The following is a 23,282-nucleotide window of genomic DNA, read 5'->3' as shown; positions in this document are numbered from 1 at the left end:
AGAGCACGCTCCTCCACCCGCCGCATCAGCCGCACCGTCCAATCCATCCACGTTCTACTGACCTGCGACTATTCAGGATGAAAGAGGTTCACTGAGGCAGGGCGGAATTCGCCTCCTCCACTCTCGGCTTCCGGGCCTGCTGCGGCAGGAGATCACCGCCGACTGTGAACGCGCCTACGGAAAGCCGGGCCTGGACGAACAGCCTGTCGTGCGGCCCGCGTCGATTCTGGTGGCGACCCAGATTGTGGAGCAGTCTCTCGACTTCGACTTCGACCTCGTGGTGAGCGACCTCGCTCCACTGGCCCTGCTGCTACAACGCGCGGGCCGCGGACGGCGTCACACCCGCGGAGCGACCGGACGGCCCCGTTGGGCACTCCCGGAGGACCGGCCCACTCTGGTCGTTCTGGAACCCGCTGGGCCGGACGGGGCCACTGAGCCCCCACGGTCCTGGGGAGATGTCTACGATCACTCGCTGCTGCTGCGCTCCGCCGCCTTGCTTCGGGGAAGGGCAGGGCAAGGGATCGCTGTTCCCGGGGACGTGCAGGACCTCGTAGACGCTGTGTACGAACAGGACTTCGCCGACCGGTTGGAGGAAGCCGGCCAGGTGGAGGCCGAAGCAGCCGCACGTCGACTGCAGGCGCTCGATCAACGCCGAGCGGGTGCTCGGTTAGCGGAGGAGACGCTCGCAGCGATGACAGGAATCAGCCCACCGTATGCCGTACGCGGTGATCTGTCCCGACTCAGTCGGGGCACCGCGGAGGTCACTGCGGACCTGCTCACCACCCGGCTCGGTGCGGATACCGGACGCCTGCTCCTCCTGTTCACCCAGGAGGGGGGCGGCGTCACGCTCGATGAGGAAGGACGACTTCCCATGCCCGGCAAGGGCGCACCGGACCGCACGGCGGTGCGACGGATCGTCGCCCGCACCGTGCCGATCCCCGGCAGCTGGCTGCCCCCGGCTGACGACCCGTCCGACCTTCCTCCGGCCTGGCGCAGGCACACCCATCTGCGCGACCTCGTCCTTCTGCCCATGACCCGGACACAGCACGATGCCGAGGACGCTTCCTGGCATGGCCAACTCGACGGCAGACACATCCAGTTCACACGTGCGACCGGAGTTGAACGAATCTGACCGAGTCCAACGAAGCGCTTGTGCTCTCCCATGCACTCTTGGATCCTTGAAGCGCACCTACTCCCCCGGACTGTAGGGGGCCGGGAGAGTAGGCCGCATCAGCCCGCTTGCGCGGGCACGAGGGGATTGCCGGCGGCGGGCTGTCCCACGCACTCGGTTCACCCCTGCTCACGCAGGGCCCTCGTCGCCATTGTGCCAACCCGACCACCACAGGAGCGTGATCTTCACGGTGTCCGCCTTTCCTCTTGACGAAGCGCCGTGGCTACCGGTCCTGTGGACGCAGGCCGCACGAGCGGCCGGCGAGGACCTGCCGCCGCTCGTCGGCCTGCGCACCCTGCTGGCGCGCAGCCACGAGATCAGCGCACTCGCCATCACTGAGCCACCCGCCCACTCAGCAGTCCTGCGCCCGCTGTACGCGCTCGCCGGGAGGGTCTGCGGGCTGGACGAGGACGCGGACGCTTCAGGCGTGGACTGGTCCGATCGCCGCCTGGAGATCCTGGATGCGGGCCGAATGCCCGCCGACGGCATCACCGCCTACTTCGACTCGTGGGCGCACCGGATGGATCTGTTCGGCGAGCGGCCCTGGATGCAGGATCCGCGCCTTGCGGGACAGTGCGATCTGACGCGCTCGGCTGGGGTCAACAAGCTTGTGGCGACCCGGCCTTCCGGGAACAACCATGCCTGGTTCACCCACGTCCAGGACAGCGAGCCCGATCCCGTCCCAGCCGGCGAAGCCGCCCTGAGCCTGCTGACCTGGCACTACTACGGCCCTTCCGGACGAGGCTCCGCCCGCACCGTAGGCGGAACCTCCAGCGCGAACATGAAGGCCGGCCCGCTGCGCGGCGCACTCTCCTACCACCCCCAGGGCTCCACCCTCTTCGAAACTCTCCTGGCGGGCCTACTGCGCCCGGAGCCACAGGTGCGCCGTACAAGAGACCGCTGCATGTGGGAGTGGGAGGAGCTGGCCGACCCGGACGCGCCGCCGCCCGCCGTACAGGGGCCCTGCTCGCGGCTGACCGCCGTCTCCCAGCACGCCTTGCTCCTGATCCCCGACCCGGGCGATCGGAAGGTCGTAACGGATGCCCTCATCACCTGGGCCTACCGTGACGGGCGTCTGCCGCGCGACGATCCGTTCTTGATCTGGCAGATCAGCCAGCAGGGCAATCCCTATCCCCGGCCCGCGGATTCCGGACGTGCTCTGTGGCGGGACATCGACAGCCTGCTGCTCCGTAATCCGGGTGGCGCTGCCCAGGCCCGACGTCCTGAGGTCGTCTCGCACGCCCAGGAGGTCTCCGACGCGCTGGCGAGGCCGCTGGCAGTTCGTGCCTTCGGTTTCGAGCAGGACGGACAGGCCAAGGACCGGCAGTTCGTAACCGGTCTGACTCCGCCAGTCCTTGACCGGTCAGAAGAAAGGAACGCAGCCACCGCACCGGCGGTTGGCCGGCTCCGGCGCACCGGTGAACTGTATGGCCGGCGCGTGGAGTACGCGGTGCGCCGTGCCTGCCAGCTCTACACCCGTGAATCCAGGGCGAAGGAAGCCGACAGCTGGACCGAGCGGGCCGCCGCCCTGTACTGGCCGGAGGCCGAAAGGGAATTCTGGTCGCAGTTCGAAGCCCTTGACACCACGGGCGCCCTCCTCGTCGAGGCGGGACTCGACCGCGACGCCGTCCGGCGTGCCTTTCTGCGGATCGCGGAACGTGCCTACGCGAGCGTCACCGAACTCGTCTGCCACACACAGCGGGGTGCACGTGCCGTCGCCGACGCCCGTACAGAACTCTACGGCGGCAACCGACGCCCCCGCTCCTGAATCAACCCCTTACCGACAGCCTCACCTGCGCCCACACGCAGCGGCCGTCCAAGGAGGAACCGCCCTATGACCACCACTGCCCCACCGACCGACCGCCTCGCCCTATACCGAAAGTACGTCGCAGAGATCACCGCGCGATGCGGCACGGATCCCGGCGTACGGGTCGCCCTGCGCAAGGGACTGCGCCGCGGGCTGGACGACGTCAGTTCCCTGCACCGGATCGTCGCCCCCTGGCTGCCTCAGCAGCGCTCGGAAGCCGAAGAGCGTGCCTTCTACGCCGTGGCCGCGATGATCTCCGACCGCCCTCGCCACTCCTTTACCATCCTCACCAGCGATGACGAATCGGAGCCCGATGGGCAAGACCGAACGGCCACCGCCGAGAACGAACCCGCCAGATCAGCGCCAGAGAACGAGGTACAAGCTCCTGCACACGGGCAGTCGGCGCAGGTCCGGACACGCAGGGACAGCCTGGGGGCCTCGTTCGCCCGCGCCGTTGCGGCACGGGCCGGGCAGGCAGGGGTACGTCAGGACACGGCCGAGGCCCGCCTGAACCTTCTGACCCGGCAAAGTCTGGACGGACTCCACCGACATCTGCCCGGCAGCGTCCGCTTGCTACGCAGCCACGACATCGACATCGACTTCGCCGTCCTCCTCCGTGACCTCGCGGTCTGGCCCCAGTACTCCAAGGCCATCTCCCGGCGCTGGCTCCAGGACTTCTACCGCATCCACAACGCCGCCATCGAAGCCGCTGCGAAGCGCCGCGACAGCGAGGACGACGAGACCGGCGACTCCAACTGACCTTTTACAGAACCGTTTTCATGCTGGCCGCAGAGGCCGGCACTCATCCACTGCACGGAGGACCTCCCATGCCTGTACGCGCCCGATTCCTCGACATCCACATCATCCAGTCCGTGCCCTTCGCGAACCTCAACCGCGACGACACCAACTCCGTCAAGACGGTCCTGTACGGCGCGAAGCTGCGCACGCGGGTCAGCAGCCAGTCGTGGAAGCGGGCGGCACGCGTCGAATTCGAGAAGATCACGGGTAACAGCACTCTGCGCACCCGGCGCATCGGTGAGGCCGTCACCCGTGAACTCGCCGGCCGTGGATGGCCGCAAGAGCTCGCCGAGCGTGCGGGCGCCCACATCGCCGCCTCGATCGGCAAGTTCGAGGTCGAGGAAGAGGGAGAAGGTAAGCAAAGGGCCCTGGTGCCCAACCATGTGGTCACCAACGCGATGATCTACGTTCCCCAGGCCGCCGTGGGCGAACTCGCTGACTACGCCGAGGAACACCGCGAGGCCCTGGAAGCGGCCAAGGACATCACCAAGAAGGGTGATGCCAAGGCCTCGGCCCTGCCCAAAGCCGGTATCGACGCGATCCTGCGCAGCCGCAATGACGTGATCAACCTCTTCGGGCGCATGCTCGCCGAGATCGACCGGGCCGGTGTCGACGGCGCGGTCCAGGTGGCTCATGCCATGACCACGCACGAGGCCGACGCCGACCTCGATTACTTCACCGCGGTCGACGACCTCACATCCACCTGGCAGGACGCCACCGGCAGCGCCCACATGGGTCATGCGGAGTTCAGCGCCGGCACCTTCTACCGCTACGCCACCATCGACCTCGATGAACTCACCCGCAACCTCGCCGGCACCGAGGCCAACGCCGACGTCCACGAAGTACTCACCAGCTTCCTGACCGCGTTCACTCTCTCCGTGCCGCAGGCCAAGAAGAACTCCACCGCCCCCCACACCCTGCCGCACCTCGTCCACTTCTCGGTGCGCGGCGACAGGCCGGTCTCCTTCGCCGCTGCCTTCGAAAAGCCCGTCCAGCCCGGCCCCCATGGCGGCAACGGCGCCCCTGCCGTCACCGCCCTCGCCGAGTACGCAGCCGCAGCCGCTTCCTTCCTCGGCACCAGCCACCTCATCTCTCGCAGCTGGACCAGCCCAGAACTGAAGGACCTCCCCGACGCCCTCGGCCAGCGCTTCGACGGACTCGAAGCCCTCATCGCCGAGACCATCGGCCACACCCGGACCACCGGCGACGAGGACGGCGTCGCGTGACCACCCCCCGTCCGGCCCAGGTGCCGGGCCTCCTACTCCGGCTCACCGGGCCTCTGCAGTCCTGGGGTGAACACAGCCACTTCAACGACCGCGACACCCTGCCCTTCCCCAGCCGCTCGGCCCTCACCGGCCTCCTCGCCGCCGCGCTGGGCCGCCAACGCCACCACAGCCTCGACGACCTCAACCTATCGATCACCGTCCGCGCCGACCGCCCCGGCAACCACCTGCGCGACTTCCACACCGTGGGAGGCGGCCTCGCCGGCGACCGAACAGTCGTCACCGCCGACGGCAAGCGACGCGACAGCGACACCTCCACCCTCACCAGCACCCGCTGGTACCTCCAGGACGCCGCCTTCACCGTGGCTCTCACCCTGCCCGACCACGCCCAGCCCCCCACCGCCTGGGCCAACGCCCTCCAGTTCCCGCGCTGGCCCCTCTACCTCGGCCGCCGCTCCTGCCCCCCGGCCGGCCCTCTCCTCCTCGGCCGCAGCACCGACGCCCTCCACGACCTCTTCCACCTCCCCCTCGCACTACCCGCACCCCGCACTGCGGCCACCCACGGCAATGACAGCGAACACGGCACGATCCCGGTGCTGTTCCTCTCCGACCAACCCCTCATCGGCCTGTCCGTGCCGACCAATCACACCGGCAGCGACAGCGATGCGGGACAGGAGCACTCCACCGTCCTGGACGTCCCCGTGGACTTCGCCAGCCGACACCGGCGCTACCGCGTCCGCCCTCTCTACCGGCGCACCCTCGCCCTGCCCACTTCCCACTGCGCGGGATACGGCACCGATCAGCTGGCCAAGCTGGCCGCCTACACGTCCCCCACCTTCACACCGGCCGCCCATCTCGCTCCGGAAGGAAGCATCCAGTGACGCTCTACCTCACCCGGCTCGCCCCTCACCCCACCTCCCGCCTGGCCCAGCAAGAACTGGGTGCAAGCAGCCACCACGCCTCCCTGCACCGCCGCGTGATGTCTCTCTTCCCCGACGGCATCCCCGAACAGGCCCGAACCCATTTCGGCGTCCTGTTCCGCGTCGAGGACACCCCGCGCGGCTGCCACCTCCTTGTGCAGTCCAACGAGCCCCCCGCCCCCGACCGCCTCCCCGCCGGGTACGGCACCCTCACCACGCGCCCCCTCGACACCCTCCTCGACGCCCTGAAACCCGGCCTCACCCTGCACTACCGCTGCACCGCCTCCCCCGTGCGCAAGCCCGGCGCCACCACACGCGCCCACTACAACCTGCCCGCCGCCGTCCCCCTCAACGGCCCCGCCGCAGACGAGTGGTGGCAGCGCCAGGCCGACAAGGCCGGGCTCAAACTCCTCACCCTGCACTCCCAGCCCGTCGATGCGGCCCGTGATCGGCAAACCCCCGACGGCACCGCCCCGGCCGACCGCACCAAGAACAGCAACCGCATCCACCACCACCGCGTCCGCTTCGACGGCACCGCCACCATCATCAACCCCGATGTACTGCGCACCGCCGTCCACAGCGGCATCGGACGCGGCAAGGCCTACGGCTGCGGACTCCTCAGCATCGCCCCCGCCCCGGACCCCGCATGACCCGAACCACCGCACCGGCTCCCGACCACAACGGCGGGGGCCGTCGCCGTCTGGCCGCCCCCACCGTCGCCATGCTGCCCCGCGTCATCGACAGCCTCTCCTTCCTCTACCTCGACGTCGTCCGCGTCCACCAAGACGACACCGGCGTCTGCGCAGAGATCACCACCCAACAACGCGGCAACGAAACCGTCTATCTCCCCACCGCCTCCCTGGCCTGCGTCCTCCTCGGCCCCGGCACCTCCATCACCGCGCCCGCCCTGGCCACCTTCGCCCGCCACGGCACCACCGTCCTGATCACCGGCATGGCCGGCGTGCGCTGCTACGCCGCCACCGTCCCCGGCACTCTCAGCACCACCTGGCTCGAACACCAAGCCCGAGCCTGGGCCGACGAGACCCGCCGCCTCGCCATCGCCACCGCCATGTACGAACACCGCTTCGGCCCAGGCCAGGCCCCGCCTGGCGCCACCCTGCAACAGCTCCGCGGGCTCGAAGGGCAACGTGTCAAAGCCCTCTACAAACTCCTCGCCCGCCAGCACCGCATCGGACGCTTCCGCCGCTCCTACGACCCCGACTCCTGGGACACCCAGGACCCCGTCAACCTGGCCCTGTCCGCCGCCAACACCTGCCTGTACGGCATCGTCCACGCCGCCATCGTCGCCCTCGGCTGCTCACCCGCCCTCGGCTTCGTCCACAGCGGCAACCAGCAAGCATTCGTCTACGACATCGCCGACCTCTACAAAGCCGAACTCACCATCCCCCTGGCGTTCTCCCTGAACGCCTCCACCCAGCCCGAATCAGAAGCCCGCCGCTCCTTCCGCGACGGCCTCCGCCTTTTCCGCCTCATGCCCCGTATCGTCCGCGACCTCCAAACCCTCCTCGCACCCGACGATGACCGCCCCGACCCCGGCGAAGATCTCGACGAACAACTCGTCGACCTCTGGGATCCGGTCACAGGCCCTCTCCCCGGCGGCACCAACCACGCCCCCTCCTGACCCACGCGAGGAGTATGCAGAGCTATGCCTGCCATGACCGTCATCTCCGCCACCGCAGTCCCCAACCACCTCCGTGGCGCCCTCACCCGCTGGCTCCTCGAAGTCACCCCCACCCTTTACATCGGCACCATTTCAGCCCGCGTCCGCACCGAACTCTGGGACAACCTCACCGCCTGCCTCACCGAGGGAAGCGCCGTCCTGGCCTACCCCGCAGCAAACGAACAAGGCTTCACCCTCCACACCGCCGGTCCCCAACACCGCGACCCCGTCGACTTCGACGGCCTCACCCTCATCGCCTTCCAACGCCTCCCATCAAGTCAAGAGAACGCAAAGCCCGCATAGAACCGCAGGTCGCGAAGGGGTCCGCTCCGCGCAGGCGGAGGTGAACCGTCCAGCGCCGAACAGCTCCTCGTCCTCCGCCTGTCCGCTCCGCGCAGGCGGAGGTGAACCGGTGTCGACTACGACTCCGATGCCCGCGACTACGTCCGCTCCGCGCAGGCGGAGGTGAACCGTGCCCGTAGTACTTCAGGCAGTCGGCGGTGGAGTCCGCTCCGCGCAGGCGGAGGTGAACCGTCGTAGTCGTGGGGCTGCTCCCCAGTCCGCGTGTCCGCTCCGCGCAGGCGGAGGTGAACCGGAGGATGTTCCGCCGTCGTGGCCGACGTTCGCGTCCGCTCCGCGCAGGCGGAGGTGAACCGTCTCCATCGCCCTGGCCACCTCCGTGATGGCCGTCCGCTCCGCGCAGGCGGAGGTGAACCGCCCGGCGATGAGACCGACCGGTCCGCGCACTGGTCCGCTCCGCGCAGGCGGAGGTGAACCGCCGGCCTTCTCGATGGTGTACATGCCGTCGGTGTCCGCTCCGCGCAGGCGGAGGTGAACCGCTGACCGCCCGCTTCGACGACACCACCGCCACCTCCGCTCCGCGCAGGCGGAGGTGAACCGCTTCACGACGCCGCCCCCTTGGTGTCGGGCTTGTCCGCTCCGCGCAGGCGGAGGTGAACCGCTGGTCACTGATACGGGCCGTGGCACTGTCCAGTCCGCTCCGCGCAGGCGGAGGTGAACCGTGTTCGGCCGGCCCGACGAGCAGGCCCCCGGCGCCCGCTCCGCGCAGGCGGAGGTGAACCGGCCTGCCGGCGCAGCAGCTTCAGCTGGGCGGCGTCCGCTCCGCGCAGGCGGAGGTGAACCGTACGCGGCCATCGCCGTCGTCCCCGCGGACCCGTCCGCTCCGCGCAGACGGAGGTGAACCGGCTCCGGCGATGGCCCGCTCGTCCAGGGCGCGATCGCTCCGCGCAGGCGGAGGTGAACCGCCGTGGACGACGAACTGCGGGCCCGGGTGTCGGTCCGCTCCGCGCAGGCGGAGGTGAACCGGTTGCTCGTCCTGAGCAGCTCGTTGTTGCGACGTCCGCTCCGCGCAAGCGGAGGTGAACCGACCGACCAGATCTTCCAGTCCGTGCAGTCCGCTGTCCGCTCCGCGCAGGCGGAGGTGAACCACCCTCGCCGTCATCAGAGCCTCCGGGGCACGGTCGCAACCGGCAGTCCCCGCTCCTAAGAAAGAACCGCTTCCATCAACATCAGATTCCGCCCCTCCCCAAAACGACCATGTGCAAGCCGCTCTCCAGGCAGCCATGTCCGCTGGTCAGCCACCCGGATTGTGTCTAGCCCGGCAGATCACAAGCTGCCGGATTCGATTGCCCTACCACTAGATCGCAGCCTGCCCAAACTACGTACTGCTCGGAAACTCAGAGCCATGCCGTCCCCCGATCTTGAGGATCACGCATGCCCGTGCAGTTCATGAACGCCAAGCAGACCGCCGAGTACCTGAACATGTCGATCACCTGGGTGTACCGAGACGCGCCGAAACTCGGCTTGGTCCCGTACAAGTTCGGGCAGGGCCGCAGTGCAAAATTGCAGTTTAAGGTCAGCGATGTGCACGCCTGGGCACATCAGCAAAAACTGGGCTGAGCCCAAGCCGCAGGCTCCCTGGCCCCGCAGGTGGGGTCAGGGAGCCTGCGTCGTCTTTCAGGCCGCGAGCGCCATGTCCAGCAGTTGGGCTGCCTTGCCGATCGATCCTGGAAGAAGGTGCCGGTAGATCTTGAATGTGACGTCGACGCTCTTGTGCCCCATCCACTCGGCGACGTCGGTGATGGGGATGCCATTGCTCAGGCAGTTCGAGGCGTAGAAGTGCCGGTTCCCGTAGAGAACCATCCCAGCCGGGATATCCACCCCGCCTGATGCCCGGATCCGCCGCCACTGATTGTCCATCCCCCAGTGCGGATACGGCTTACGCGGGTCGGTCGGCTGGCGCAGCAGATAGCCGTCGACCGTGCCGTGCTTCTCGGCGTACCACTCGATCGTCTCCCGGATCCGCGCGGGCAAGGGTACATCGCGGTACTCCCCCGCCTTCCGGTGCTTGAGCGGCCCGTACTGGCGGGTGGAGAGGACGACCTGCTCGCTTACTCGGTAGACGTCATCAGCCACGATGTTGTTCAGGTTCACCGCGTAGGCCTCGCCGTTGCGCAGGCCGCAGCCGCTCATCAGGTCGACAACGAGAGTGAAGGCGTCATCGCCTGCCGCACGTATGCCGCGCAGTTGCTCCAGGGACGGGATCACCGTCCGTGCCGGGTCGTACTGCGGCGGCTTGACGCCTTCCAGTGGGTTGTCGAAGAAGATGCCCAGTCGCTGCGCGTCGAGGAGGACGGCGCGCAGTTTGTCGAAGGCGTTGGACTGGGTGGCAAGACCGGCGCCGTTGCGTTCCATGGTGCGGATGAAGCCGTCGACCACCTTGTGGTCGAAGGAGTTCATCCGGCGGCTGCCGAGCGCCGGGTAGAGGTGATGCTCCAGCAACGAGTCGAGATGCCGTACTGACGCAGCCGCCAGGTGCCTCTGGCCGGCCTTCCACTCCTCGGCGTACTCCTCGAACCGCATCTTCCCGTACTTCTGGATGCGTTCCGCCTTCGACTGGGAGCGTGACGTCGCCCTTTTGTGGTTGTAGACCTCCAACAGACGGGCGATGGCCTTGTCCTGGGTTCCGAAGCCCGCTTCCTCCGTCTGTTTGCCCGCCGCGTTGCGGTATCGGATCTTGTACGCGTGCGGGCACCTGGACCAGCGGGACTCAGGGTGCTCGCAGTCCTTGAAGAAGGTGCCCATACCTCGGGCGAGCGCGCGTGCCGCCATGTGGTGATGTCTCCTCGGCGTCCGATGCTGACCTTTTGCTGACGCCCGAGGGTGCGCGATACCTCTGAACTGGGAAGAACCGCCGATCACGTGGTATGTGGTGGAACTTCGTCGGGCGCACCCAGGACGACATCGCCCGGGCCCGGGAGGACTGGATGACCGGAACGGCCTTCGGGGATGTCAAGGGCTACGACGGAGCCCCACTCCCCGCCCCCGAACTGCCGCCGGTGCCACTGAAACCACGGGGCCGAGTGCGTTGAGCTGAGCTGACGGTCATCGATGTACGCACGCCCGGCGAGTACGCCTCCGGCCACCTGCCCGGCGCGCACAACATCCCCCTCGACCGCCTCGATACCGCTCTGCCCGCCCTGAAGGCCGCCGCGGACCGCGGTGACCTCCTCATCGTGTGCGCCTCCGGCACGCGCTCCGCGACGGCCTGCCGCCGTCTCGCCGACGAGGGCGTCACCGCCGCCAGCCTGAAGGCGGCACCAGCGCCTGGACCCGGCTGGGCCACGACACGCACCGCGCCGCGGGCGCCCGCGCCCACTGGGCCATGGACCGCCAACGCCCTGCGGGCGAGGCCGGCGGCATCACGCAAGGTCCGCCTCGTTGCCGGCTCCCTCGTCCTCACCGGGCTGGCCGCCGGTCTGCGGTGGGCCAAGGCCCGGGTGCTCTCCGCGGGCGTCGCCGGCGGCCTGGTCTTCTCGGCCCTGTTCGACACCTGTGGCCTGGCCAAGGTTCTCGCCAGGTTCCCCCCACGACCGGCCCGAGGGCACCGACCTGGACGAGACCCTCGCCGCCCTGGCCCGCTGAACCCTGACCGCACCCCGATGACCACGATGCGCGTGGGCACGCCCGTGGCCTTTCTCCCTCACGGCAGGTATGTCCGGCGTGTGCGGGCCCGCAGGCGGTGCGCATGGGCCGAAGGACCCGGCGGCCTGGTCCGGACGGCCGGTGGTGGGGGCTCGCGAAGGCGCGCACGCTGGGATCGACAGTCCATGAGGGGAGCCGGTGCGATGATCTCCGCAATCACCATGAACACGGCGCTCGAGCCCGCGCACCGCGAAGCGCTGATGCGTCTCGCCCGCCCGGTCTCCTTCGGGGCCGGAACCCGCCTGTTCGAGGAGGGTGGCCGCGCCGACCGGTTCTGGATCGTGCGCACGGGAACCGTGGCCCTCCACATGCGCGTACCCGGCCGCCGCCCGGCCGTCGTCGAATCACTCGGCCCCGACCAGCTGGTCGGCTGGTCCTGGCACTTCCCGCCCCATCTCTGGCACCTGGGCGCCGAGACCACCAGTCCGGTCCGGGCCTGGGAGTTCGACGCCGAGACGGTACGTACGATGTGCGCCGAAGACGCCGAGTTCGGCCGGTCGATAGCTGTGTGGGTGGGGCGCGTGGCCGCCCAGCGGCTGCACGCCACCCGCGTCCGGCTCCTCGACCTGTACGCCCCCTACGGCAGCGGTGACGTACTGTGACCGGTCCGGGTTCTCCCGCAGGGAGACCTTCGGCAGGTCGGACCTGCTGACGACACACCCAGCAGGGTGCCGTCCGGGCCGACGACCGGCAGTCGCTCGACACGGTTGCGGGGCATGAGGCGGGCGGCGCGGGCGAGGGCTGTGCCGGGCGTCACCGGCACAGCATCCTCCGGGGGACGGGGGCGGCTGCCCCTGCCGTTCAGCTGCCCGGATCCCCGCCCCGCCGGCCGGAGTCCCCGGGGTCCGGTGCGCCGGGCAGGGGCACCCGCCAGCTCAGCTTGGCGCCGGTGCCGTCGGGGCCACCGGTCACGTCGAGTCGGCCACCGAGTTGTTCCGCGCGCTCGGCCATGTTCTTCAGGCCGCTGCGCCGTCCGCCCTCGGGAATGCCGACGCCGTTGTCCTCGACGGTCAGGGACACCTCTCGCCCGTCGGCCGCCACGACGACTCGGGCCCGGTCGGCACGGGCATGCCGGGCGATGTTGGTGAGGGCTTCGGAGAGGACTGCCACGACGTGGTCGGCGATGTCCGGCGGGACATCCGTGTCGAGGAGGCCCTCGATGCGCACCCTGGGAGTAAGGCCCAGTACCGGTGTCCGTTCGCCGACGACGCGCACCACCCGCGCCCGCAGCCCCGAGTCGGCGGCTCCGGCGCGGGTGCGCAGCCCGAAGATCGCCGAGCGGATCATCTTGATGGTCTCGTCCAGGTCGTCGACGGCCCGCAGCACCCGCGCGGCGGCCTCGGGATGGTCGATGAAGCGGCCCGCGCTCTGGAGCGTCATCCCGGTCGCGAAGAGCCGCTGGATGGCGAGGTCGTGGAGGTCCCGGGCGATCCGGTCACGGTCCTGGAGCACCGCCATCCGCTCGGCGTCCAGGCGGCGTTCGGCCAGTTCCATCGCGACCGCGGCCTGTGCCCCGAAGCCGCGCAGCATCTCGGTCTCCTGCTCCGAGAACACCGGCCGACCTGACTCACGCACCACCAGCACCACGCCTCGCACACCGCCGTCCCCGGTGCCGATGGGGACGGCCACACCCGGGCCCAGCCCGTCGAAGCGCGGCGGCTCGGGAGAGATCCGCGCATCGGAGTTGACGTCCTCGGTGGCGACCGGAGCACCGGCGGAGAAGGCGAGGCCCATCAAGGTGCCGGACAGGGGCAGCACCAGGCCCTGGTGGGCGTCCGCGTCCATGCCCACGGCGATCTCGACGCTCAGGGACTCGGTGCCCTTCATGGGCGTAGCCACGGCCGCCAGGGCCGATGCCGTGATCCCGCCCGCTCGCTCGGCGATCAGCTGCAGAGGCTCGTCGTACGCACCGCCCGACATCAGGCTGTGCGTGATCTCGGCGTTCGCCCGCAGCCAGCGCTCGCGCAGCCGGGACTCCTCGTAGAGCCGGGCGTTGTCGATGGCCACGCCCGCCGCCACGGCCAGCGTGGACAGCACGGACTCGTCCTCCGCGTCGAACTGCGCTCCCCCGCGTTTCTCGGTCAGGTACAGGTTGCCGAAGACCTGGTCGCGGACCCGCACCGGAACACCGAGGAAGCTGTTCATCGGCGGATGGTGCGGCGGGAAGCCGTTGGTGGCCGGATGCTGGGAGATCTTCTCCAGCCGGAGCGGCTCGGGATGCCGGATCACCTCACCGAGAATGCCGTGCCCCTCGGGCAAGGAACCGATCTCCGCGATCTGCTCCTCCGTGACACCGACGGTGTGGAAGGCCGACAGGGTCCTGCCGTCCGGGCCGATGACACCCAGGGCGCCGTATTCGGCGTCGACGAGTGTGGTGGCCACCTCCACGACGGAGTGCAGCACCTGTTCGAGGTCCAGTTCCCGCCCGACCGAGAGCACCGCCTCCAGCAGGCTGTACACCCGCCGCTGAGCGCCCCGGGCTGCGTCGATCCGCGCCTGCAGCTCATCCAGCAGGTCGTCCAGCCGCAGTTGCGGCACTTCTGCGCGGGGCGTTCCCGGATCGACCACGCCGCTCCTCCAGCTTCCCCGGGGCGAATCCGGACTGTCGCGGTCGTCTCCCACACTAGCCGCCCCCTGGGAACACGGCCCAGTCGTCTCCTCGTGCACGGCGCGCTCACACAGTGCGGGATCGCGTCGTGCCCCGTGAGACGACTCTCGTTCGCCGGGGGCGGCGGACGGGGTGAGCAGGGCCGTCCGGCCCTAACGTTCCAGGGCCTGGAGGAGAAGCATGGAGCCATGCTTCACGAAGACGGCTTCCGCGCACTCGGTCGGCACGAGTGCCTGCGCCTGCTGGCCAAGGTGCCGGTCGGTCGCGTCGTCTACACCCTGCAGGCGCTGCCCGCGGTCCTCCCGGTCAACTTCTCCCTGGACAGCGACTCCTCCGTCCTCCTGCGCACGTCCGCGCACTCGGAACTCGTCCGCGCCGTCGACGGCGCCGTCGTGGCCTTCGAAGCGGACGACTTCGACGCACCGACCCGGTCGGGCTGGAGCGTGGTCGTCACCGGGCGGGCGACCATGGTGACCGACCCCGGCGAACAGCAGCGGCTGGAACGCACCGGCCCGCGCTCGTGGGTCGTCACGGACGCCGGCGTCTTCGTGCGCATCGAGGCCGAGATGGTCACGGGTCGTGAGATCGATCGCCGGCCGGCCCGGTGACCTGAACGCTCCCCCACCCCGTGACCGGCAGGGGGGGAACAGCCCTGGGACCTCAGTGTCCTTCCGACCTGCGCCGGTCCTGGACCTGAGTGGCGATGACGGCGGCCTGGACGCGGCGCTCCACACCGAGTTTGGCGAGCAGGCGCGAGATGTGGTTCTTCACCGTCTTCTCCGCCAGGTAGAGGCGCTGCCCGATCTGCCGGTTGGTCAGCCCCTCCCCGATCAGCGCCAGGATCTCCCGCTCCCGCTCGGTCAGGCCCGGGAGGGCGTCCCGCTCCTCCTCCTGCCGCGGGCCGCCGCGCAGCCGGGCCATCAGCCGGGTGGTGGCGCTCGCGTCGAGCAGGGACTGGCCCGCGGCCACGGTGCGTACGGCCGAGACCAGGTCCGAGCCCTGGATCTGCTTGAGGACGTAGCCGGAGGCGCCCGCCATGATGGAGTCCAGCAGTGCCTCCTCGTCGTCGAACGAGGTCAGCATCAGGCAGACCAGCTCGGGCATGTGCGAGCGCAGTTCCCGGCAGACCGTCACGCCGTCCCCGTCGGGCAGGCGGACGTCGAGCACCGCCACCCGCGGGCGCAACGCCGGCACCCGCGCCAGCGCCTGCTCCGCCGTGCCGGCCTCACCGACCACGCTGATGTCCGGCTCGTCGTCCAGCAGGTCGCGCACACCGCGCCGTACCACCTCGTGGTCGTCCAGCAGGAAGACCCGGATGGCACTGCCCGGACCACCGTCCGCCATCGCATGCTCCTTGTTCGCGGCTGTGCCGAATGCCCGCTGTGAACGCAATCGGGCTCCGTACGATCCTTACCGCATCCGAGACGAGTGCCGCGCGCCGGACGGGGACACGCCGCGCCGTCGCGGTGCCCGTCACTCGGGCAGTCGGCGCATCTCCACGAGGCTCAGTCCCAGTGACTGGCAGCGTGCCAGCAGCCCGTAGAGGTGTGCCTCGTCCACGACCGGACCGAACAGGACGGTCTGGCCGGACATCACCACATGGCCCAGCTCCGGGAACGCCTTGGCCAGCGTTTCCGACAGATGTCCCTCGACGCGGATTTCGTAGCGCACGAGTCCGTCCTCCCACGGCCACCCGACACCGGCGGACGTCACCCTTCCCCGCGATCGTGCCTCTTCACGGCCGGTCCGTACCTCACCCGGATCAGGTGACCCGCCGGCGTCGACCCGGGTCAGTGCTTCACCACGAGCTTGAAGGAGATGATCAGCAGGCCGAGGACCAGATTGACCAGGGCCGTGAGCACGACCAGCCGGCCCGGCGCGCCGGCCCGCCGCGCCGCAGCCACCGACCACCCCATCTGCCCGGCGACAGCCACGCCGAGCGCCAGCCACAGGGCGCCCGGCACGTCGAGCCCCAGGACGGGGCTGACCGCCACGGCCACCGCCGGGGGGACCGCGGCCTTGACGATCGGCCATTCGTCCCGGCACACGTGCAGGACGGTGTGCCGGTCGAGGGGGTGCTGCGCCAGTCGGGCTCCGAACAGCTGGGCGTGCACATGGGCTATCCAGAAGGCCACCCCGCTCAGCAGCAGCAGGGCGACCAGCTCCAGGCGGGGGAAGGAGCCCAGCGTGCCGGCTCCGATCAGTACGGTGGCGGCCAGCAGGGAACCGTAGACGCCGCCGGTGTAGTCGGCGCGGGCGCGGCGCTGCCGGCGCCGGTCGCGGGCGACGGTGGGGTCGAGTCTGAGCATGATGGCCGCCTTCCGACGTCGGCTCGGCCGTACCGGGACCTCCGGGGCACCCGAAGCGGGAGGCGCCGCGATCCGCGCCGGTGTGCGGCCGGTGGCCCGGTCCGCCGGCCCGCGGCAGTCCGCCGGGGGCGGGCCGTCGCCGGTGGACCATGGCGGGGATGACCGGAGCCCGCCGCGGCAGTGCGGTGTTCGGCTCGCCGAGGCAACCGTCCTACCGCCGTTCCCAGCACAGCCGGGATCCCGGCGGGGCACCTCACCCCGGGCGGGGGATGCCGCTGCCCCCGGACCGGCGCCCGGCACCGGCAGACGGCCACGGGTGGCCTTCGCTCCGCCGGGTGGCCTTCGCTCCGCCGGGTTGCTTTCGCTGGGCGTGGCGCCGGGAACGGCTGGGGCACCGGGCCGAGGGGTGCCGGTGCCGCACCTGACGGTGTTCTCAGAGGAGTCCCAGCCTGCGTGCCTGGCGCACCGCGTCCGTCCGCCGGTTCACCGCGAGCTTCCGGTGGAGGTTCTTGATGTGGGTCTTGACCGTGTTGACGGACACGAACAGGTCGGCGGCGATCTCCTCGGTGGACATCATGCGGGCGAGCCGCGCGAGTACGTCGCACTCACGTTCACTCAGCCGTTCGACCAGGACGGGTGCGGCCTCGGCTTCCGCACCGGGCTCGGTGTCACGCGGCACGAGCCATCCGGCGGCGAGTTCCCGCAGGGGCGTCCGCACCAGGAGCGGTGCCATCCACGTGCCGGCCTCCCGGAACGCCCGGCGCAGAGTGTCGCGTCGGCCGGTCAGCAGTGCCTCCGCGAGCAGCCGGTGGGTGGCGGACTCGTCACCGGCGGCGTGTGCGGCCTGCGCCCGCAGCAGCGTCGCGCGGACTCGTACCGCGGGGCCGACGTGCTGCGCGCCGGGCATCGCGTCGAGCACCTCCAGCGCCGTCGACGAGTCGCCCGCCGCGAGGCGGGCCCGCGCCACGCCCACCGCGCACACGGGCTGCTCTGCGTCCAGACCCCGCAGCACCTCCGCGGCGGCCTCCGGCCGGCCCTCGGCGAGGTGGGCGGAGGATTCGACGAGGGCGGCATGGCCCTCCACCCACGGTGACGCGACGTCGGTCGGCAGGTCCGTGACGGCCGCGGCCATCGCGGCGCGTGCCCGGCCACGGGCCAGCAGCAGACGGGCCGTCACGAGCGACCGTCCCGCGGCCGCCACCGGGTCCGGTGTCTCGCGGGCGGGCGTCCGGTCGAGCAGCGTCTGCGCCTCGTCCAGCTCGTCGCGTTCGACGGCGACCGCCGCCAGGACCAGTCCGCCGAGACCGGAGTCGGCGTCCTCGGGCAGGCTGAACCGTTCGGTCTCCGCCCTGGCGGCCGACACATGGTTCCGGGCCCTGTCCGGCCATCCGTCGAGGTAGTCGATCAGGGCCAGGTGGACCTGTGACTCCTGCCGGGGAACCGCTGTCGAGGCACCTCCGCGGTCGCCGGTCACCGTGGTCAGAGCGGCTCGCGCTTCGTCCAGCCGGCCCGCCCACAGCCGGGCGGAGCCGACATGGGTCAGGAGCAGGGCCGGCAGCTCGCGGTGCCGGTCCAGCAGGTGGACGGGGACCTCCCGCTGGAGTTCCCCGGCCGCCCGTACCGCCTGTTCCGCCCGGTGCGGAGACCCGGACAACCTGGCCGCCAGGGCCTCCAGCAGGGCGCAGCTCAGCCGGACCGCCGGGGGGTGCGTCTGCTCGGCGTCCAGGTGCTCCCTGGCGTGCCGCAGGTGGGTCAGACCCCGGTCGAGGTCGTGCCGGGACAGGTCCCGGGCGGCCTGGACGAGGTCGGTCTCCGGACCGGTCGAGTCGGACTCCATGCCGGCGAACAGCCGGGTGAGGTCCTCGGAGCGCAGTCCGGTGAACAGCTGCCCGATCGCCAGGTCGTCCACCAGCGCCCGGGAGGTGAACTCCCAGTCGCCCCCCGCCGCGCCGTGCACGACCATGTCGGGCAGGGCGCCGGACCGGCGCAGCCAGCGCGCGGCCCGCCGGTGCAGTTCCGGCTCCAGACCGGGGCTGCGCTCGCGCAGGTGGACGCGGAGGATCTCGCGGAACAGCGGGTGCAGGCGGTACCAGGAGTGGCCGAGGTCCTCGACGAACGCGTTCGCGTGATGCAGTTCCGCCAGGATGCGCGCTGCGTCCTGGCGGCCGGTCAGCGCGTCGGCGAGGTCGGCGCAGAAGCGCTCGCAGACGCTGACGCGCAGCAGCAGGTCCTGCGTGGTCCCGGGCTGCCGCTGGAGCACCTCGGCCAGCAGGAAGTCGGCGACCGTGCTGTGGCCGGCTTCGAACTCCTTCAGGTAGCGCTCCGGGTCGGGACTCTGCCGGGCGGCCAGGGCGCACAGGCGCAGGCCCGCGGCCCAGCCGCGGGTGCGGTCCACCAGGGCGCCGGCCGCAGCGAGGGACACCCGCAGCCCGTGCAGTTCCAGGAGCGTGACGGCTTCCCGGGGGGTGAAGGCCAGCTCGGCGTCCCTGATCTCGGCGAGTTCGCCGGAGGCCCGGTAGCGGTGGAGCGGCAGCAGCGGTTCCGTGCGGGTGACCAGGACCAGGCCGAAACCCGGCCCGGCGTGCTCCCGGACGAACGCCAGTTGTTCCGAGACCTCGGGCGCGGCCTTGTCGTACTCGTCGATCACCATGGTCACGCCGGTGCCGGCGCTGCTCAGCCGTGCCGCCAGCCGGGTCAGCAGGGTCCGGTCCACCTGCCGCGCGTCGGAGGGGAATCCGACGTCGGCGGGCATCGGCACCGCCGTGCTGTGCAGGGCCTCGATCAGGTTGGCCCAGAACATGCCCGGCTCGTGCACCGCGTCGTCGACGGTCAGCCAGGCGACCGGCCGCTCGCGGTGCGCGGCGCAGTCGGCGACGAACAGGGTCTTGCCGGCCCCGGCGGCTCCGTTGACCATCACCAGCGGTGCCGGCAACGCGTGCTCCAGGTGTTCGGCGAGCCGTTCGCGACGCAGGAACGTCACGGGTCTCGCGGGCAGGACGAAGCGGGTCCGCAGAAACGGATCGCCCAGCGGATCGATGTCCCGGCCCGCCGGGTGTGCGGGAGTCTCGTCGTCGGGGGTCACGGCTCTCACCACCCGCAGGATCGTGACGGCTGTCCACCAACCCCCACATGGTGTCAGCCGGGGCACTGGCTCGCATGGGGCCGGACGGCCCCCGTCCGGGCCGTTCGTCCCCGGGCCCGGCGCCCGCGGGGCCTGGGCGGAGGGGCGCCCCGCATACGGCGCGGGGCGCCCCCCGGACCGTATGCGGGCGCCCCCGGACCCGGTGCGGGGCGCCCGGTCCCCGGCGTCACCCCCGGTGGGTGATGCGCCGGCGGCGGCCGACGCGAAACCTGAAGGGGTACCGGTGGGACCGGTGCCGTGCCCCAGGGCATGTGCGCGAGTCGGAGGACGTAGTGAACGCATACCCGCCCATCGCCGATCACGGCATGATCGGCGACCTGCAGACAGCCGCCCTGGTCTCCTCCGGCGGACGGATCGACTGGTGGTGCACACCCCGCTTCGACTCACCCAGCCTGTTCGCGTCCCTGCTGGACAGCGAACGCGGCGGCCACTGCCACCTCGGCGTGGACCTCCCGTCGGGCAGCGGTACGACGGTCCGCCAGCTCTACCTGTCCGACACTGCCATTCTGGTCACCCGCTTCATGGCGCCCGAGGGCGTCGGCGAGGTGGCCGACTTCATGCCGCCCCTCGACTCCCCGGCGCCGCAGGACCGGCACAGCCTGATACGGGTCGCGCGCGTGGTCCGCGGCACGATGCCCTTCAGCTTCGCCTGCCGGCCGCGCTTCGACTACGGCCGCGCCCCGCACGTCCTGGCCCCGGCCGGCGAGCACGCGGCGGTCTTCCGCGGCCCGGGTACGGACCTGCACGTGCAGTCCACCACCGGTTTCGCCCTGCGGCCGGACGGCGACGACGTCGTCTCGCGGTTCACCCTGAGTGCCGGAGAGGCGGCCGCCGTCGTGCTGACCAGCACGACGGGCGGCGGTTCCGCGCCACCGCCCCCTTCGCTGGAGGGGATCACCGACGACCTGGAGGCGTGCCGCTCCTTCTGGCTGTCCTGGCTGCGGTCGTGCACCTACCACGGGCGCTGGCAGGACATGGTGAACCGTTCGGCGATCACCCTCAAGCTGCTCACCTACGCGCCGACCGGGGCCCCGATCGCCGCAGCCACCATGGGGCTGCCGGAACAGATCGGCGGTGAACGCAACTGGGACTACCGGTACACCTGGGTCCGGGACGGGTCGCTGTCCGTCCGGGCGCTGATCGACCTGGGGTTCCACGAGGAGGCGCACGCCTTCCGGCGTTGGCTGCGGGACCGCATCGAGGTCCGGGAGACCGTCCGGGAGGACCCGCTGCAGATCATGTACCGCGTCGACGGCGACCCCTACCTCACGGAGGAGGTCCTGGACCACTTCGAGGGGTACCGGGGATCGCATCCGGTGCGGGCCGGCAACGCGGCGGCCGACCAGCTGCAACTCGACATCTACGGCGAGGCGTCGGACGCCCTGATCGTGGGCGGGGACGTCGGCGCCATCCGCGGCTGGCAGGCGCTGAGCGACGTCCTGGACTGGCTGGCCGACCACTGGGACCAGCCGGACGAGGGCATCTGGGAGACGCGCGGCGGCCGGCAGGACTTCACCTACAGCCGGCTGATGACCTGGGTGGCGTTCGACCGCGGTATCCGCGCGGCCCGCACCTTCTCCCGGCCGGGCGACACGGCGCGCTGGACCGCAGCGCGCGACGCGGTGTTCCGGCAGATCGTGGAGCGGGGCTGGCACGAGAAGCGTCAGGCCTTCGTCCAGCACTACGACACCGACGTCCTGGACGCCTCCCTGCTGCTCATGCCCCGGGTCGGCTTCCTGTCGCCGCGGGACCCGGACTGGCTCAGCACCCTCGACGCCATGGACGGGGAACTGGTCAGCGACAGCCTGGTCTACCGCTACGACCCCGCGGCCTCCCCCGACGGCCTGCGCGGGTCCGAGGGCACCTTCAACCTGTGCAGCTTCTTCTATGTGGAGGCGCTGGCCCGCAGCGGCAGACTCGCGCAGGCCCGGTACGCCTTCGACAAGATGCTCACCTACGCCAACCCGGTCGGCCTGTTCGCCGAGGAGATCGGCCCCTCGGGTGAGCAACTGGGCAACTTCCCGCAGGCGTTCACCCATCTCGCCCTGGTGACCGCCGCCATGGCGCTGGACGAGGAGCTGGCGGGGGCGGCGGCCGGCGGCCGCAGGGACGGAGGACGGCACCGCCCGGCGATCCGTGATCTCAGGGTGCCCGCCGAGAGCACTCCCGCGAGTCCGGGCAGTGGCTGAGCAGGCGGCGCGCCAGGGAGCGGCCGGTCCTCGACGGGCCCTGGCCGCGCTGGCCCTCGCCCAGTTCATCTGCAGCTTCGCCGGCTCCAACATGAACGTGATGATCAACGACATCAGCGAGGACCTGGACACCACCGTCCAGGGCGTGCAGGTGGTCATCACCGTCTTCCTGGTCGTGATGGCGGCGCTCATGATCCCCGGCGGGAAACTGACCGACCGCTACGGCCGCAAACGCTGCTTCCTCACGGGCCTGGCGGTCTACGCGATCGGCGCCCTGCTGAGCGCGGCGGCCCCCGGCCTGGGCGTCCTGATCCTCGGCAACTCGATCCTCGAGGGCATCGGCACCGCCCTGCTCATCCCGCCGGTGTACATCCTCACGACCCTGCTCTACCCGGACGGCACGGCACGGGCCCGCGCCTTCGGCATCATCATGGCGATGGGCGGCGTGGGCGCCGCCACCGGCCCCCTCATCGGCGGCCTGATCACGACCGGCATCAGCTGGCGCGCGGCCTTCGTGTTCCAGGCCCTGGTCATCGCGGTGATCATCGTCCTCAGCCGCCGTGTCGGCGATCCGCTGCCGCCGGATCCGGGCCGCTCGTTCGACGTCGTCGGCGCGGTGCTCTCCGCGGTGGGGCTCGTCCTCGTCGTCATGGGCATCCTGGCCGCGGACAACGCCCTCTGGCTCACCGTCACCCTCCTGGCCCTGGGTGCGGCTGTCCTCGCGTTGTTCTTCCACTCGGCGCGTATCAAGGAGGCCTCCGGCGGGGAGCCACTGCTGTCGGTCGGCCTGTTCCGCGACCGTGTCTCCAACCTCGGGCTGGCCACCCAGAACATCCAGTGGCTGCTGCTCATGGGCACGTCGTTCACGGTGGCGGCCTACCTCCAGACGGTGCGCCACTACGACGCCATACGGACCGGGGTCGTGTTCACGGCGGCGACACTCGGGCTCCTGGTCACGTCCCTCTCCGCCGAACGGCTGGCCGGGCGGCGTGCCCCGCGCACCCTGATCATGGCGGGCTTTTTCGTGTGCGACGTCGGCGTGGCGGCCCTGATCGCCCTGGTCGCCGCGTTCTCCACCGCCTGGGCCTTCGTCCCCGGGCTGCTGCTGATCGGACTCGGGCTGGGCCTCATGCTGACGCCGTCGGTCAACGTCGTGCAGTCGCAGTTCCCGGAGCAGTTGCAGGGGGAGATCTCCGGGCTGTCCCGCAGCGTGTCCAACCTCGGTTCGTCCTTCGGGACCGCCATCGCCGGCACCATCCTGGTCTCCGGACTGACCAAGGGCGCCTATGCGGCGGCGATGATCACCCTGGCGGTCGTCGGACTCGCCGGCCTCGCCGCTGCCGCGCGTCTTCCCCGCACACAGGGCGCCTCCCCGGCGCCGGTGCGGCGGAGTCCGGACGTGTACGGGCACCAGGGCTGACGGCCCCGG

Annotated in this window: 19 protein-coding genes, 2 pseudogenes and 1 CRISPR repeat array; of the genes and pseudogenes, 15 read left to right on the top strand and 6 right to left on the bottom strand. The window is 70.7% G+C overall.

The genetic code is table 11. The features are described from left to right. Positions 1-559 precede the first annotated feature (559 nt). The 9 genes from ABZ854_RS31655 (at position 560) to ABZ854_RS31615 (ending at position 9,520) form a co-directional block, all read left to right on the top strand. A complete protein-coding gene (locus tag ABZ854_RS31655; RefSeq protein ID WP_361217753.1) occupies positions 560-1,132 on the top strand; it encodes a hypothetical protein in 573 nt (190 codons plus the stop codon). A gap of 217 nt (positions 1,133-1,349) precedes the next feature. Continuing rightward, positions 1,350-2,939 (top strand): type I-E CRISPR-associated protein Cse1/CasA, encoded by a 1,590-nt coding sequence (gene casA / locus ABZ854_RS31650; RefSeq protein WP_361217751.1) that lies wholly within the window; start codon positions 1,350-1,352, stop codon positions 2,937-2,939. 66 nt (positions 2,940-3,005) lie between these two features. Further along, on the top strand, positions 3,006-3,737 hold the full coding sequence (gene casB / locus ABZ854_RS31645) for a type I-E CRISPR-associated protein Cse2/CasB (RefSeq protein ID WP_361217748.1): 732 nt from the start codon (positions 3,006-3,008) through the stop codon (positions 3,735-3,737). A 68-nt stretch (positions 3,738-3,805) separates the two neighbouring features. Next, the gene (gene cas7e / locus ABZ854_RS31640; protein WP_361217745.1) at positions 3,806-5,002 is read left to right on the top strand and encodes a type I-E CRISPR-associated protein Cas7/Cse4/CasC; all 1,197 of its coding nucleotides are present in this window, start codon (positions 3,806-3,808) and stop codon (positions 5,000-5,002) included. Continuing rightward, positions 4,999-5,880 (top strand): type I-E CRISPR-associated protein Cas5/CasD, encoded by an 882-nt coding sequence (gene cas5e, locus ABZ854_RS31635; RefSeq protein ID WP_361217742.1) that lies wholly within the window; start codon positions 4,999-5,001, stop codon positions 5,878-5,880. Before cas7e ends, cas5e begins: the two co-directional genes overlap by 4 nt. Next, a complete protein-coding gene (cas6e, locus tag ABZ854_RS31630; RefSeq protein ID WP_361217739.1) occupies positions 5,877-6,569 on the top strand; it encodes a type I-E CRISPR-associated protein Cas6/Cse3/CasE in 693 nt (230 codons plus the stop codon). The genes cas5e and cas6e overlap by 4 nt, the downstream gene beginning before the upstream one ends. Next, positions 6,566-7,561, top strand: a complete 996-nt coding sequence (gene cas1e, locus ABZ854_RS31625; RefSeq protein ID WP_361217736.1) for a type I-E CRISPR-associated endonuclease Cas1e — start codon at positions 6,566-6,568, stop codon at positions 7,559-7,561. Before cas6e ends, cas1e begins: the two co-directional genes overlap by 4 nt. A 24-nt stretch (positions 7,562-7,585) precedes the next feature. After that, positions 7,586-7,903 (top strand): type I-E CRISPR-associated endoribonuclease Cas2e, encoded by a 318-nt coding sequence (cas2e, locus tag ABZ854_RS31620; RefSeq protein ID WP_361217734.1) that lies wholly within the window; start codon positions 7,586-7,588, stop codon positions 7,901-7,903. A gap of 19 nt (positions 7,904-7,922) precedes the next feature. Further along, positions 7,923-9,049: a CRISPR direct-repeat array (repeat unit 27 nt; unit sequence CCGCTCCGCGCAGGCGGAGGTGAACCG). Positions 9,050-9,334: 285 nt separating this feature from the next. After that, positions 9,335-9,520, top strand: a complete 186-nt coding sequence (locus ABZ854_RS31615) for a hypothetical protein (RefSeq protein ID WP_361217731.1) — start codon at positions 9,335-9,337, stop codon at positions 9,518-9,520. 57 nt (positions 9,521-9,577) lie between these two features. Here the strand turns inward: ABZ854_RS31615 and ABZ854_RS31610 are convergent, their stop codons facing one another. Beyond that, on the bottom strand, positions 9,578-10,732 hold the full coding sequence (locus tag ABZ854_RS31610; protein ID WP_361217728.1) for a tyrosine-type recombinase/integrase: 1,155 nt from the start codon (positions 10,730-10,732) through the stop codon (positions 9,578-9,580). Positions 10,733-10,827: 95 nt separating this feature from the next. Between ABZ854_RS31610 and ABZ854_RS31605 the strand changes: the two are divergent. The 3 genes and pseudogenes from ABZ854_RS31605 to ABZ854_RS31595 all read left to right on the top strand — a co-directional run. Next, positions 10,828-10,992: pseudogene (locus ABZ854_RS31605) on the top strand (pirin family protein); the annotation flags it as partial. 6 nt (positions 10,993-10,998) lie between these two features. Further along, a pseudogene (locus ABZ854_RS31600) lies at positions 10,999-11,545 on the top strand (rhodanese-like domain-containing protein). Positions 11,546-11,748: 203 nt separating this feature from the next. Continuing rightward, on the top strand, positions 11,749-12,207 hold the full coding sequence (locus ABZ854_RS31595) for a cyclic nucleotide-binding domain-containing protein (RefSeq protein ID WP_361217725.1): 459 nt from the start codon (positions 11,749-11,751) through the stop codon (positions 12,205-12,207). A gap of 199 nt (positions 12,208-12,406) precedes the next feature. On the opposite strand, the gene ABZ854_RS31590 is transcribed toward ABZ854_RS31595, so the two are convergent. Further along, a complete protein-coding gene (locus ABZ854_RS31590; protein WP_361217722.1) occupies positions 12,407-14,173 on the bottom strand; it encodes a GAF domain-containing protein in 1,767 nt (588 codons plus the stop codon). A gap of 228 nt (positions 14,174-14,401) precedes the next feature. Between ABZ854_RS31590 and ABZ854_RS31585 the strand changes: the two genes are divergently transcribed. Continuing rightward, positions 14,402-14,821 carry a pyridoxamine 5'-phosphate oxidase family protein gene (locus ABZ854_RS31585; RefSeq protein ID WP_361217719.1) on the top strand — a complete coding sequence of 140 codons (420 nt, stop codon included), beginning with the start codon at positions 14,402-14,404 and terminating at the stop codon, positions 14,819-14,821. Positions 14,822-14,873: 52 nt separating this feature from the next. Here the strand turns inward: ABZ854_RS31585 and ABZ854_RS31580 are convergent, their stop codons facing one another. The 4 genes from ABZ854_RS31580 to ABZ854_RS31565 all read right to left on the bottom strand — a co-directional run bounded on the left by ABZ854_RS31580 (position 14,874) and on the right by ABZ854_RS31565 (position 19,604). Then, positions 14,874-15,557 carry a response regulator transcription factor gene (locus ABZ854_RS31580; RefSeq protein WP_361217717.1) on the bottom strand — a complete coding sequence of 228 codons (684 nt, stop codon included), beginning with the start codon at positions 15,555-15,557 and terminating at the stop codon, positions 14,874-14,876. Positions 15,558-15,686: 129 nt separating this feature from the next. Continuing rightward, entirely contained in the window at positions 15,687-15,884 is a 198-nt protein-coding gene (locus ABZ854_RS31575; RefSeq protein WP_129305317.1) for a hypothetical protein, read from the bottom strand. Positions 15,885-16,003: 119 nt separating this feature from the next. Beyond that, a complete protein-coding gene (locus ABZ854_RS31570) occupies positions 16,004-16,522 on the bottom strand; it encodes a hypothetical protein (RefSeq protein ID WP_361217714.1) in 519 nt (172 codons plus the stop codon). Between the two features lie 433 nt (positions 16,523-16,955). Beyond that, a complete protein-coding gene (locus ABZ854_RS31565) occupies positions 16,956-19,604 on the bottom strand; it encodes a LuxR C-terminal-related transcriptional regulator (protein ID WP_361217758.1) in 2,649 nt (882 codons plus the stop codon). 332 nt (positions 19,605-19,936) lie between these two features. On the opposite strand from ABZ854_RS31565, the gene ABZ854_RS31560 reads away from it, so the two are divergent. Beyond that, positions 19,937-21,853 carry a glycoside hydrolase family 15 protein gene (locus tag ABZ854_RS31560; protein WP_361217711.1) on the top strand — a complete coding sequence of 639 codons (1,917 nt, stop codon included), beginning with the start codon at positions 19,937-19,939 and terminating at the stop codon, positions 21,851-21,853. Next, positions 21,846-23,273 (top strand): MFS transporter, encoded by a 1,428-nt coding sequence (locus ABZ854_RS31555; RefSeq protein WP_361217709.1) that lies wholly within the window; start codon positions 21,846-21,848, stop codon positions 23,271-23,273. The genes ABZ854_RS31560 and ABZ854_RS31555 overlap by 8 nt, the downstream gene beginning before the upstream one ends. Positions 23,274-23,282: the final 9 nt, after the last annotated feature.

Origin of the sequence: Streptomyces sp. NPDC047028, from assembly GCF_040644095.1 — a bacterium.
Lineage (GTDB): Bacteria > Actinomycetota > Actinomycetes > Streptomycetales > Streptomycetaceae > Streptomyces.
This window is presented reverse-complemented; position numbering and strand designations above follow the sequence as displayed.

Excerpts from the sequence above, each read along its gene's own strand:
- casB (WP_361217748.1), top strand. The coding sequence starts at position 3,006 with ATGACCACCACTGCCCCACCGACCGACCGCCTCGCCCTATACCGAAAG.
- cas7e (WP_361217745.1), top strand. The coding sequence starts at position 3,806 with ATGCCTGTACGCGCCCGATTCCTCGACATCCACATCATCCAGTCCGTG.
- cas1e (WP_361217736.1), top strand. The coding sequence starts at position 6,566 with ATGACCCGAACCACCGCACCGGCTCCCGACCACAACGGCGGGGGCCGT.
- cas2e (WP_361217734.1), top strand. The coding sequence starts at position 7,586 with ATGCCTGCCATGACCGTCATCTCCGCCACCGCAGTCCCCAACCACCTC.
- ABZ854_RS31615 (WP_361217731.1), top strand. The coding sequence starts at position 9,335 with ATGCCCGTGCAGTTCATGAACGCCAAGCAGACCGCCGAGTACCTGAAC.
- ABZ854_RS31610 (WP_361217728.1), bottom strand. The coding sequence starts at position 10,732 with ATGGCGGCACGCGCGCTCGCCCGAGGTATGGGCACCTTCTTCAAGGAC.
- ABZ854_RS31595 (WP_361217725.1), top strand. The coding sequence starts at position 11,749 with ATGATCTCCGCAATCACCATGAACACGGCGCTCGAGCCCGCGCACCGC.
- ABZ854_RS31585 (WP_361217719.1), top strand. The coding sequence starts at position 14,402 with ATGCTTCACGAAGACGGCTTCCGCGCACTCGGTCGGCACGAGTGCCTG.
- ABZ854_RS31580 (WP_361217717.1), bottom strand. The coding sequence starts at position 15,557 with ATGGCGGACGGTGGTCCGGGCAGTGCCATCCGGGTCTTCCTGCTGGAC.
- ABZ854_RS31570 (WP_361217714.1), bottom strand. The coding sequence starts at position 16,522 with ATGCTCAGACTCGACCCCACCGTCGCCCGCGACCGGCGCCGGCAGCGC.